This is a genomic window from Paramagnetospirillum kuznetsovii (genome assembly GCF_003284725.1).
Taxonomy (GTDB): Bacteria; Pseudomonadota; Alphaproteobacteria; order Rhodospirillales; family Magnetospirillaceae; genus Phaeospirillum; species Phaeospirillum kuznetsovii.
Map to the genome: position 1 here is coordinate 17,520 of NZ_PGTO01000019.1, position 12,191 is coordinate 29,710.

Annotated in this window: 7 protein-coding genes; 5 read left to right on the forward strand and 2 right to left on the reverse strand. The window is 66.0% G+C overall.

Translation table 11 applies throughout. The features are described 5' to 3' along the window. Positions 1 to 26: 26 nt before the first annotated feature. The 5 genes from CU669_RS17395 to CU669_RS17420 all read left to right on the forward strand — a co-directional run bounded on the left by CU669_RS17395 (position 27) and on the right by CU669_RS17420 (position 9,807). Positions 27 to 632, forward strand: coding sequence for a TetR/AcrR family transcriptional regulator (locus CU669_RS17395; RefSeq protein WP_112146872.1), 606 nt, complete (start codon positions 27 to 29; stop codon positions 630 to 632). A 103-nt stretch (positions 633 to 735) separates the two neighbouring features. Then, positions 736 to 2,223: a TolC family protein gene (locus tag CU669_RS17400; RefSeq protein ID WP_239988763.1), complete on the forward strand. Its 1,488-nt coding sequence runs from the start codon at positions 736 to 738 to the stop codon at positions 2,221 to 2,223. Further along, positions 2,201 to 4,237 (forward strand): peptidase domain-containing ABC transporter, encoded by a 2,037-nt coding sequence (locus CU669_RS17405; protein ID WP_112146873.1) that lies wholly within the window; start codon positions 2,201 to 2,203, stop codon positions 4,235 to 4,237. The genes CU669_RS17400 and CU669_RS17405 overlap by 23 nt, the downstream gene beginning before the upstream one ends. Beyond that, a complete protein-coding gene (locus CU669_RS17410) occupies positions 4,237 to 5,640 on the forward strand; it encodes an HlyD family type I secretion periplasmic adaptor subunit (RefSeq protein ID WP_112146874.1) in 1,404 nt (467 codons plus the stop codon). The genes CU669_RS17405 and CU669_RS17410 overlap by 1 nt, the downstream gene beginning before the upstream one ends. Positions 5,641 to 5,649: 9 nt before the next feature. Then, complete coding sequence (locus CU669_RS17420; protein WP_146747775.1) at positions 5,650 to 9,807, forward strand: cadherin-like domain-containing protein; 4,158 nt, start codon at positions 5,650 to 5,652, stop codon at positions 9,805 to 9,807. Positions 9,808 to 9,950: 143 nt separating this feature from the next. Here the strand turns inward: CU669_RS17420 and CU669_RS17425 are convergent, their stop codons facing one another. Together CU669_RS17425 and CU669_RS17430 are read right to left on the reverse strand one after the other, a co-directional pair. Then, complete coding sequence (locus CU669_RS17425; RefSeq protein ID WP_112146876.1) at positions 9,951 to 10,655, reverse strand: cytidylate kinase-like family protein; 705 nt, start codon at positions 10,653 to 10,655, stop codon at positions 9,951 to 9,953. 106 nt (positions 10,656 to 10,761) lie between these two features. Then, positions 10,762 to 12,111, reverse strand: coding sequence for a methyl-accepting chemotaxis protein (locus tag CU669_RS17430; RefSeq protein WP_239988764.1), 1,350 nt, complete (start codon positions 12,109 to 12,111; stop codon positions 10,762 to 10,764). Positions 12,112 to 12,191 lie beyond the last annotated feature (80 nt).

The window sequence follows — 12,191 nt, forward strand, 5'->3', positions numbered from 1 at the left end:
CTCCCCCCCCCAGGATTTCACCGACCATGGCCCGCACCATCGGCTCTCACGGCCCCAAGACCATGGAGGCCATCCGCAAGGCGGGCTTGAAGCTGATCTACGAACACGGCTTCGAGGCCATGAGCCTGCGCCAACTGGCCTCGGAGGTGGGGATTCAGGTCGGCTCGCTCTACAACCACATCACCACCAAGGAAGACCTGCTCTACGACCTCATCAAGGCCCATATGGACGACCTGTTCGCCCAGTTCGACGAGGTCAGGGCCGAGGGCAGGGACAAGGGCCCGGTGGAGCGCATGCGCGATTTCATCGCCTTCCACGTGACCTATCACATCTTGCGCAAGCGCGAGGTCTTCATCGGCTATTCCGAACTGCGCAGTCTGGAGCCCAATCATTACGAAGAGATCGTCGCCCTGCGCCGCCAATACGAACGCCATCTCATCGACATCCTGCGCCAGGGCGAGGCCCTGGACCTGTTCAGATGCGGCGACGCCAGCGTCGCCGCCTATGGCATCCTGAGCATGCTGACCGGTGTCTGTACCTGGTTCCGCCCCCATGGCCGCCTGAGCAAGGAACAGGTCATTTCCACCTATTCCGATCTGGTGCTCAACGGCCTGATGCCGCCATCGCGCTAAAGGGGAAATCCCCCACTTGGCGAGGCTTCCTTTGCCATAACTTTAGAATGTCTGTTGAATAGACTGAAATACATGATAAAAATGATCTCCTACAGGAGGTCTCGTGTCGGCTCATCGCTCCATCAGGCACATCGTCAGTACGGCAATCACGGCTGCAACGCTTGCGGCGTGCTCGATCACGCCCCCTGATCTGGGCGAAATCCGCCAGGAGCTGAGCCGTCACGCCGAAACGCTTCCGCAAGAGATTTTGCAGCGTCCGCTGACGGTGGAAGACGCCATCGCCCTGGCGGTGGCCCACAATCTGGACAATCGGGTCAAGGTGTTGGAAGAGGTTCTGGCCGCCGGAAAGGCCGACCTATCCCTGTTCGCCCTGCTGCCCGAACTGGCCGCCAAGGGCGGCTGGAGCAAGCGCAATCCCAAGAAGCTGACCACGTCGCGCGACACCTCCACCGGCGCCACCGCCGATTACAGCGTCGGCGAGGACGCCATCAGCCGCACCGGCGACCTGACCGCGTCGTGGAACCTGATGGATTTCGGCATCGCCATGATCCGCGCCGAACAGGAAGAAGACCGCGTCAAGCTGCTGCTGGAAAAGCGCCGCCGCGCCTTGCACCTGCTGGTTCAGGATGTCCAGGCCTCCTACTGGAAGGCGGTCATCAACGAATACGCCGAGAAGAAGTACAATTCGCTGGAACGCCGACTGGTCAAATCGGTCGAGGACGCCGAGACCGCCGAGCGCACCAAGGTGGGCGACCCCATGCAGATGCTGGCCCATCAGCGCGCCATCGTCGACACCATGCGCCAGATCGCCGAATTGCAGCGCCAGACCTCGACGGCGCGGGCCGATCTGGCCGGATATATGGGCGTGCAGTCGGTGATCAGCTTCAAGCTGGCCGAATTGCAGGACGATTCCTTCCTGACCGTGGCCGATCCCACCGAAACCATCGAGAACCTGGAAATCATCGCGCTGGGCAATCGCCCCGAGCTGCGGGGCGAGGAAGCCCAGTTCCGCATCGATGTCCAGGAAGTCCGCACCGAATTGCTGAAGTCGCTGCCCGGCATCGGCCCCTTCATGGGCGGCCATTACGATTCCAACACCTTCATCAAATACAACGCCTGGGCCGATGCTGGCCTCCACATGGCGTATAATCTGGTGGATATGCTCAGCACGCCCAAGCGTATCGGCCAGGCCAAGAACGTGGCCGAAGTCACCCGCGCCCGGCGGCTGGCCCTGGGCATGACGGTGGTGACCCAGGTGCATGTGTCCGATTTGCAATATCGCCACGCCCTCAAGGAATACCGCCTGACCGAGCATATGGCGGGGATCGACCGGCGCATCAGCGGGCTGGCCTCCAAGTCCAAGCAAGCGGGCAGCGGCAGCGCCATGGAGGAAATCAAGGCCGAGGCCTCGGGCATGTTGTCCACGCTGCGGCGCTTCATCCTGTATTCGGACCTGCAAGGCGCCAAGGCACGTCTCAACTCCGCCCTGGGCATCGATCCGGCACTGCCGCCGGACCCCGCCGCCACCCCCGCGCCGACGCCGGACGCGGCACCGGAAACCGCCACCGATGCCGCCCCGTCCACCAGCTGACCCGGGAGATCGCGCCTCTGGGGATCGCGATGGGGAGGCCAAGGCCATCTCGGCCTGCCTGCGGGCGCTCGGCCATTCCGTCGCCGCCAGCGCGCTGAAGGATTCCCACCGCATGGCCCGGGCCGACGCCGCCGGGTCGCCCTGGGTCGTCGCGCTGTCGCGCTACGGCTTCGCCGCCCATGTGGAGGAGGCGGTCAACCCAGCCAAACTGTCGGCCGATCTGTTCCCCTGCGTCCTGCTCGGCCCCACCGAGCCCCGCGCACTATCCGTTCCGCCCCGCGACGGCGAAGCGGCGACGGTGCTGTTCATCCGGCCGCGCCTGGACAAGGATGCCGCCACCCTGCCCACCTCGTGGCCCGCCCTGCTGTCGTCCTGGCGGCCCATGGTGGTGCGGGCCGGATTGGCGGGCATGCTGGCCAATGTGCTGGCCCTGGCCGGTCCCATCTTCTCGGCCCAGGTCTATGATCGGGTTCTGCCCCACGGCGTGCTGGATTCCCTGGCCGCCATGGCCGTCATGTTCCTGGCCGCCGCCCTGTTCGAACAGGTGTTCCGCCGCCTGCGCGCCCTGTTCGTCGAGGACGCCCTGCACGAGGGCAATGTGCGCCTTGCCATGGACATGCACCGCCGCATCCTGGAAACCCGCTTCGAGGGGGCGGCCGCGCCCTCCGGCCATCTGATGCGGCTGTTGCAGGACTTCGATTCCATCCGTGACGGCTTCGGCGCGGCGGCGGTCTCGCTGCTGGCCGACCTGCCCTTCATGCTGCTGTTCCTGGCCGGGCTGTTCCTGTGCGACCCACTGATCGCCGTCGCCATCCTGGGCCTCAACCTGCTGGCCAGCCTGTCGACCATCCTGGCCATTCATCGCCAACGCCTGCTGTACAAGGAACTCTCCCGCGCCGCCACCCACCGCGCCCAGGCGGCGCAGGAGACCTTCTTCGATCCCGAGACGGTGCGCCGGGTCGGGGCATCGGCCTATCTTCAGGCCCGCTTCCGCCAGGGCACCGTGCTGTACGCCGCCGCGGCGCGGGCCATCCGCATGCTGTCGGCGGCGCGCGGCAATGTCTCCATGTTGGCCCAGAACATGGCCATGCTGCTGGCCGTCGGCCTGGGCGCATGGCGCGCCGTCGAGGGCGGCATGAGCGCGGGCGTCATCCTGGCCGCGACCATGCTGGCGACCCGCTTCACCGGCGCCACCATGCAGCTGATCTCGGTGATCCCCCAGACCCAGGCGGCCATCGCCGCCCTGGAAGCGTTGCGCAGCGTCACCGGGCGCCCCACCGAGCGGCCCGAGGGATCGAGCCTGATTCATCGTCCGGTCGCCCAAGGCGCGCTGATCGTCGATGGCGTCACCGCCCGCTATCCCGGCGCCACCCATCCCACCTTGGAGGGTATCGGCCTTGGCATCGAGCCGGGCGGGCGCCTTGCCGTGGTGGGGCCGTCGGGTTCGGGCAAGACCACCCTGGAAAAGGTGATGTCGGGCATCATCCGTCCCACCGTCGGCCGGGTCATGCTGGACGGCGTGGACATCGCCCTGATCGATCCCGCCGACCTGCGCCGCCACATCGCCGTCTGCCCCCAGAATCCGCCACTCTATTCCGGCACGCTGCGCAGCAATCTGTCGTTCGACGGCCAGGTGTCCGACGAGGACATGATCCAGATGATGAACGCCTTGGGCGCGGGCGGCGTCATGCCCATGGGCATGGGACTGGACTTCGAGGTGATCGAGGGCGGCCGCAACCTGTCGGGCGGCCAGCGCCAGATCGTCGCCCTGGCCCGCGCCCTGCTGCGGCGCGCCGCCGTCACCATCCTGGACGAGCCCACCGCCCAGTTGGACGAGGCCACCGAGAAACGCGCCATCGCCGGTATCCATCAGTCGGTGGGCAACCGGACCCTGATCGTCATCTCGCACCGCCCCGCCGTCACCTTGCTGGCGGCGCGGATCGCCACCGTCGAACGCGGCAGGCTGGCGCGGCTGGACCAGCGCCCCCCCACTCCCACCAAGGCAGGTCCGTGATGGCGAGGCGCGGCAAGACGACGGAGTTGGACGGCTTTCGCAGCCCCATCCACGGCATCGCGCCGAAGCTGACGCCGCCCTCGGCCTCGTGGCTTCTCCTATGGGCCACCGTCGCCTTCGTCGGCATGTTCGTCGCCGCCGGAGTGCTTGAACTGGACGAGGTGGTGACGGTCCCCGCCCGCATCGAGCCGTCGGGTCAGGTCCGCCACGTGCAGCATTTCGAGGGCGGCACCATCCGCGAGGTGCTGGTCCACGAAGGCGCCTTCGTCGGCATCGGCGACGTGCTGGTCCGCCTCGTCAATTCCCAGGGCGCCGGGGATCTGGCCGACAAGCGCGCTCGCTGGGCCGCCTTCCAGGCCCGCTCGGCCCGCCTCAAGGCTGACCTGGACGGCGTCCGCGACATCGCCTGGCCCAAGGGCATCGAGATCGACGCCGAGACCAAGCGGCGCGAGACCAGCATCCACGCCGAACGCCTGTCCCACCGCTTGCAGCAGGTCGCCGTCATCCAGCGCGAGATCGAGCGCCGCCAGCGCGAGGTGGTCGAGATCGAGACCAAGTCCACCGGCCTGACCCGCGCCCAGGCCAAGGGGGTCGAGGAAATGAAGATCAAGAAGAAGGCCTATGACGCGGGCGTCGTCGGCAATCAGGAGATCATCAAGCTGGAACGCGAGCAACTGATGCTCGACACCGAGGTCTCCACCTCGCGCGACACCATCGCGCGCCTGCGTGCCCAGCAGCGGGAAGCCGACGCCAAGCTGTCGGAATTCGAGAAGGGCTGGCGCACCGGCGTGCTGGACGATATCGGCAAGGTGGAAGCCGAGATCGCCGCCCTGAAGGCCACCATGGAGGTGGCCTCCGACCGCGAATCCCGCTCCGAGGTGCGCTCGCCGGTCAGAGGCGTGGTCAAGATGTCGGCCATCACCAGCGTGGGCCAGGTGGCGCGGCCCGGCGACACCTTGATGGATATCGTGCCGCTGGACGACGCCCTGGTGGTGGAAGCCAAGGTGCCGCCCCAGGATATCGGCCAGTTGCGCGAAGGCCTGCCCGCCTCCATCCGCCTGTCGGCCTACGACCAGTTCCGCTATGGCCACCTGAGCGGCCGGGTGATGATGGTGGGCGCCGATTCCATCGAGGAAACCAAGGGCGCCACCCAGACCACCTATTACAAGGTGCTGATCCATTCCGACAAATCGGTGCTGACCGATTCCAAGGGGGGGGAGTTCCCGGTCCGCTCCGGCATGGCGGGGACCGCCTCCATCGTCATAGGGCGCAAATCCATCCTTCGTATGGTTTTCGACCCCTTGCTCCGCAATGAAATGATTTTTTCACTGAATTCGTTCAAAGTGGTCTTTCCGGGTGGACGCAGCCTTACGCCCACCGGCCGGAGTGCGCCCCAAGAATAGGTTCGCGCCATGCATGTAAGCCCGACGACCATTCCCGCCGCCAAGTCCATCGCGACCCCCGTCGCCGATGCCGTTGCGCCCGCTTCTGACGGCGGCAAGCCCGTCGTCGTCATCGGCAAGGTGCTGACCGTCCAGGGCGAGGCCTGGGTCATCCACAACGGCCAGAAGATCCCCGCCAAGGTCGATATGGGCCTGACCCAGGGCGATTCGGTCGAGACCGCCCAGGGCGGCCAGATTTCCATGGTGTTCGCCGACCGCTCCACCTTCGCCTTGAAGGACAAGGGGCTGGTGGGGCTGGATGACTTCGCCTACGACCCCGCCACCAAGACCGGCCACGAGACCTTCCTGGTGGCCCAGGGCGGCTTCAACTTCGTGTCGGGCGACATCGCCAAGACCCAGCCCGACGCCGCCCGCCTCGCCACCCCCGTCATGACCATGGGCATTCGCGGCACCACCGTGGCCGGCGCGGTTGCCGCCGACGGCAATACCTCGGTCGCCCTGCTGCCCGATCCCGGCTCGAATTTCGTCGGCGAGGTCACCGTCGGCAGAACCGGCGGCGGCGGCGAAACCTTCACCATCAATTCAGCCGGGTCCGGCATCGTCGGCGCCGGAGCCGGTGGGACATGGTCGGTGGCCGCCAATGCCGCCGCCGCCGTGGCCACCGCCGCCCCGGCCGCCGTGGCGCCGCCCGCCGCGCCTCCCGCGCTGCCCGCCACCCCGGCCGCCGTCGGCGGCGCCGGAGCGGCCCCCACCGGGGCCGGAGCCGCCGCGGCAGCCGCGCCCGCCGCCCCGGCGGCGGCGCCCGTTCAGACCGCCGCGCCGCAACCTCCCGCCGCGACGGCCGCCCCCGAGCCGCCGCCGCTGCCACCGGCACCGGAGCCCGCCAAGGTCGCGGCACCGCCGGAACCGCCGCAGCCGCCCAAGGCCCCGGAACCGCCGCCGGTCCTGGCCCAGCCGCCCGCGCCTTCGCCAGCTCCCCCGCCGCTACCGCCCGGCGCGCCAGTGATCGACAACACGACCCATGCCGCCTCGACCGACCATGTGGGCGGCGGAACGGCCGGTCACGTCACCGCCCATGACCCGGCGGGCGGAACCTTAAGATATGCCCTTCAGGGCGGCACCCTGTCGGTAACCGGATCGGGCACCCTGTCGACCCAGGCCACCAGCCACGGCACCATCGCGGTCAATACGGCGACCGGCGACATAACCTTCACCCCCAATTCCGGGGCTGCCGCCATGGTGGTGGGGGCCACCGCCCACGAAGATGCCACCGTGATCGTGACCAGCAGCGCCAGCGGGAAATCGGCGCTCGCTTCGATCTCGGCGGACATCACCGGGACCAACGATACGCCCAGCATTACCGGCAGCGTGAGTCTGAGCGGCGGCACCGTGGACACCACCAAGACCATCGCCATTTCGACCCTGGTGGGCAATGCCGTTGACCCCGATACCGGCGAAACCACCTTGCTGACCGTGACCGGAACCGTGACCGCCCTGCACGGTACCGCCGGCATCAGCGGCAGCGACGTCATCTATACCCCCGACAGCGGCTATACCGGCGCCGACACCCTGACCTATTCCGTCGCCGACAGTCATGGCGCCACCGTCACCGACACCGCCAGCCTGACCATCGCGTCGGCGCCCGCCCCGCTGGCCCAGTCGGGGGCCACCCTCAGCGTCACCTCGGCGGCGACCCTGAGCGACAGCGACCTGACCGGCTTCAGCGGCATCACCACCCTGACCTTCGGCACCTTCGCGGGAACCCAGGGCGCGACAATGGGAGCGGGCGCGGAGGCGTCGGGCATCGCCATCGTCGATGCCTCCGCCGCCCCCGGAACAGTGAAAATCGATGCGTCAAGCTACAGCCAGGCCGTGACCATCACCACCGGCAGCGGCAGCGACACCCTGACCGGCGGATCGGGCAATGACACGCTGTCCGGCGGCGCCGGTCTTGATTCCTTCATCGGCGGCGCCGGGAATGATGTGATCCACGTGGTCCACAGCAACGACCCCTTGATCGACGGTGGCCTGGGAGCGGCCGATGTCCTGTCGATCGACGCCACCAACTTTGACGACATCAATTATGCCGACAACCAAATCACCAATGTCGAGATCATCAACATCACCAATGCGACCTCGGCGGGCGGATGGTTCAAGGTCGATAACCAGACCGAGGGCTTCACCATCAATGTGACCAGCACCCAGAATGTCACCATCGAAGGAAGCGCAGGCAACGACGTCATCAATGGCGGCAATGCCGGTGAATATCTGTGGGGCTATTACGGCGATGACATCATCGCGGGCGGCGGCGGCAACAACACCATCGACGGCGACAGCGGCACCGACATCGCGACCTATGACGCCATGACCTCGGGCGTCACCGCCACCATCACCGGCAGCGCCATCTCGGTGGTCCATGACACGTCCAATACCGACACCATCAGCAATGTGGAAATCCTGGTTGGCAGCACCCACAACGATTCGTTTTCCACCAACGGAACTGCGGCCGGAACCATCATCGGCGACGGCGGTACCGATTCCTTTACCCTGACTGGCACCGTCACGGCGAACCAGATCATCGACGCCACCGGCGGCAACGGTACCCTGACCATGTCCATCGCCGACCGTTCGGCCGCATCCGTCATCACCGATGTCGCCTGGAACGGCAGCGATATCGCCATGACCACCTCGGGCGGCGGCACCATCACCCTGGTCGGCAATGCCGCCAACACCATCGTCGGCAGCCAGGGCCACACCGAGATCATCGTCGACGCCAGCGGCGCCAACACGGCCGGGCAAGGCTATATGGTGGTGGGAAACAGCTCGGATACGGTGTTGGTCGGCAATACCGGCGACGACACCCTGGTCTGGCATTCCAGCGGCGTCACCAGCAGCAGCATGGACGGTATCAGCGGCAGCGACACCGCCAATTTCCGCGCCGCCACCACCGCCATCACCGCCAGCCTGATCAACGGCAGCGGCACCGCCACCATCGGCGGCACCTCGACCATCACGCTGAGCAACATGGACGCCATCGAGGGCGGCAGCGGCAACGACAGCCTGACCGGCGACGGATGGCTGCAGGGCGGCGGCGGCGACAACACCCTGACCGGCTATTCCGGGGCGGGCACCGCGTCGTACCAGGACCAGCTCTACGCCGTCACCGTGGACCTGACCAACGGAACCGCCACCCATGGCTCGGGCGGAACCAATACCGACACACTGAGCGGCCTGTTCAGCGTCGTCGGTTCCGACTTCAACGACACCATTACCGGCAGCGCCGGTAACGACACCATCACCGGCGGCATCGGTGCGGACCATCTGACCGGCAACGGCGGTGCCGATCTGTTCGTCTATACCGACCCATCCCAATCCCTGAACGCGTTGACGAGCCGCGACACAATCACCGATTTCGCGACGGGGACCGACCATATCCGGCTGTCGCTGAGCGGCACCCATGTGGACGTCTCGACCTTCGACGATTCGGCCGCGACCTATAACTTGGGCCAAGCGGGGCTGGCGGGCGGCGGCGTCGTGGGCGACGGCTTCTATTCCAGCCTCGACGACGCCTTGTACATCTATGTGCACGGAAACAGCACGGCCATCGGAACCGATGGCGGCTATGTCATCGGCAGCACCAACGCCATCGCGGCCTCGGATCTGCAATTCGTGATTACCGGCACCAGCGGCGCCGACACCCTGGTGGGCGGCGCGGGCAACGACACCATCTCGGGCGCGGCAGGCGACGACACCCTGACCGCGGGCAAGGGCGGCAGTTCCCTGACCGGTGGCGATGGCGCCGATGTCTTCGGCCTCAACAATTCCAGCGGCGTCGTCAGTTCCACCATCACCGACTATGCCAGCGGCACCGACAGCCTGTCGCTGTCCAACGCCCAGTTCGGCCTGGGCAGCAGCGGAACCCTGACCGATGGTGGTACCGGGAATTACGCGGAAAGCGCCAGCGCCATGACCGGCACCGCCCAGAACTTCTCGGGCGGCACCGCCACTGTCGCCGGTATCGTCGCCATCGACAACGGCTCCAATACCGAGGTGTGGTACACCGCCGACATCCACGCCGCCGACACTACCAATTCCCATCAGGTGGCGACGCTGAACAACGTCAACACCACGGCGCTGGACAGCACCCAGTTCCACCTGACGGTATAATACCGTTCGTCCAATCAGGTGACTCGTGCGGGCGAGACGCCCGCGCTCCGACTGGCACGCCATACTTGGAGCGCGGCCGTCCCGGCCGCATAGCACAAGAGTCCTTTCATCGACCGAGCGGTATGGGTGGAACCGCTTCAGGCCTAAGCGACTTTCTTCAAATCACCGCGCAAGACACGGCCTTCATGGACCGCCTTGGCCATGATGACGATCATGTCCACCACGTCCTCGAAGTCGTCCATCCGGTCGGTATTGACGGTGATGTCGAATTCCGAGGCGTCGGACAGGCGGGAATGGAAGACCTCCCACACGAACTTGCCCCGGCGGTGATTGACATCGCGCGCCTGGACGAGCAATTCGGCTTCCTTGCCGTGTCCCCCGGCGGCGAGCCGCTTGGCGCAGGCTTCCGGTGTTCCGGCGATGCGGACCCGAAGGGCGCATTCATCGGCCAGGATCACATGGGCGCCGCGCCCGACGATGACGCCGCCCAGGCGTCCCAGGCTCATCACCACCTTGACCAGGGTGTCGCGATAGGCATCGGGGCTGATGTCCTTGCCCGAGAACAGGCGATACAGCCACATGTCCTTGGAGCGCCCGAATCCCTCGTCCAGCAATTGGATGATGGCCGGGTCGTCCTGAAGGCGGGCCGCCACTTGGCGCAGCAGGTCTTCGTCGTAAAGGGGTAGGTTGAGGCGCTGGCACAGCCGGGTGGCGATCACATCGCCGCCAGAGCCGAAATCACGGGACAGGGTAATGACCGGTTGCCGAGGGCGGAGATGGTCGCCCTGGCGTGGCACTGTCGCCACTTCGGCCAATGCGGAGATTACGGTAAGGATGCTGGTTGTCATGGCGCTCTCCCATCGGACGCGTCCTACGACACCATACTACGCCTCGCGCCGCCGGATCGCACCCCCCTCGGTGAGCAGGCCGGACCCCGCGAAAACGCGGCCGCCTTTAGATGCGATAGCCGAACCGCAGACCACCCCAGTGGCGCCCCTGGACGAAAATGGGGGCCGATACGTCCTTCATCATGACGTATTTGCCGCCGCCCATGTCGCGCCGATAGGTCTGGAGCAGGAAGGGCTTGGTATTGCGTCCGGCCGACAGTCCGGTGCGATCGTTGAAGATGCGACGGTTGCGGCAATTGGCGTTATTCCACACCGGGTCCGGTCCCTGGGGATGCGACACCTTGTTGATATGGGTGCCGATATAGCCGTTGCGATCGCAAGCCACGCAGAACGCCACCCGCTCGTCGAAGGCGAGATTGGGTTCCTGAAACTGGGGCAGAACCTCGTCGGTGAAGACGACCCACTTGGTCATATGCTGCTGCGGATTGGTATTGGCGATGGGGACATAGGTCTCGTCGAACAGGTCGTTCATGGTGATGCGGCCCTTGGCCACGGCATCCTCGAACGCCTGGGAAATCCGGCTGGCGGTATCGCTCACCGTCTCGATGAAGGGCGTGTCGGCGGTGCGGAAGCCCGAAGCGGCGATATAGCACATCAGCTCTTCCGAATTTCCCAACAGCGAGGTAATGCGCTCGTCGGCCTTCAGAAGGCTCTCGGAGGTCATGGCCACGCCTTCGAAGAACTTGTCGATCTCGCCCATGACGTCCTGGCATTGGGACATGGACTGGGACGCCGCTTGGGAAATATCGCCGACCTTGCTTTCCACCGAGTCTATGGCCTGGCCGAAGACCGAGACCGCATTGTTGATGACGCCGACGCCAGCGCCGACGGTGTCGGCCATCTTCAGGGTGTCGGTGGAGGTCTCGATCAGGGTGGTGACCGAGCCCGAGAGGTTCTGAACGGTGTTATCGATGCCGGTGGTCACGTCGGCGGTCTGGCGCGCCAAGGTCTTGACCTCGGTGGCCACCACCGCGAAGCCCTTTCCGGCATCACCGGCCCGCGCCGCTTCGATGGTGGCGTTCAAGGCCAGCAGATTGGTTTGACGCGCGATCTTCTGGATGTTGCGCGACATGGAACTGACCTCGCCCAGCGCGCCTTCAAGGCCCTCCAGCTGCTCCTCGATGCCTTGAACGGCACTGACCAGCGTATTGACCCCCGACAGGGCGGTGTCGATGGTACGCAGCGAATCGGCCGATTGTTGCCCCGCCTGTAGGGTCAGTTCGCGGGTCTCCTGCCCGGCCGTGTCAATCAGCCCGATGGTATCCGCCATGGCATGGGCGACGGATTTCAGATGAGAGAACAGCTGTTCTTGATGTTTGACGAACCGCGTCAGCCCCTCCATGGTGCCGGCGATATCGGCGACCTCCAGGCTCAGACTATCGATTCGCTTCAGCACTTCCGTCGCGAAGGAATCAGCATCCTCCTGCGACGGGGAACCCCCACCGTCCCGACCTTGCATCGTCATTGTCTCCCGGA

What these genes read in the sequence shown, in the direction of transcription:
- CU669_RS17395 (WP_112146872.1), top strand. Translation starts at nt 27, where the DNA reads ATGGCCCGCACCATCGGCTCTCACGGCCCCAAGACCATGGAGGCCATC.
- CU669_RS17405 (WP_112146873.1), top strand. Translation starts at nt 2,201, where the DNA reads ATGCCGCCCCGTCCACCAGCTGACCCGGGAGATCGCGCCTCTGGGGAT.
- CU669_RS17410 (WP_112146874.1), top strand. Translation starts at nt 4,237, where the DNA reads ATGGCGAGGCGCGGCAAGACGACGGAGTTGGACGGCTTTCGCAGCCCC.
- CU669_RS17420 (WP_146747775.1), top strand. Translation starts at nt 5,650, where the DNA reads ATGCATGTAAGCCCGACGACCATTCCCGCCGCCAAGTCCATCGCGACC.
- CU669_RS17425 (WP_112146876.1), bottom strand. Translation starts at nt 10,655, where the DNA reads ATGACAACCAGCATCCTTACCGTAATCTCCGCATTGGCCGAAGTGGCG.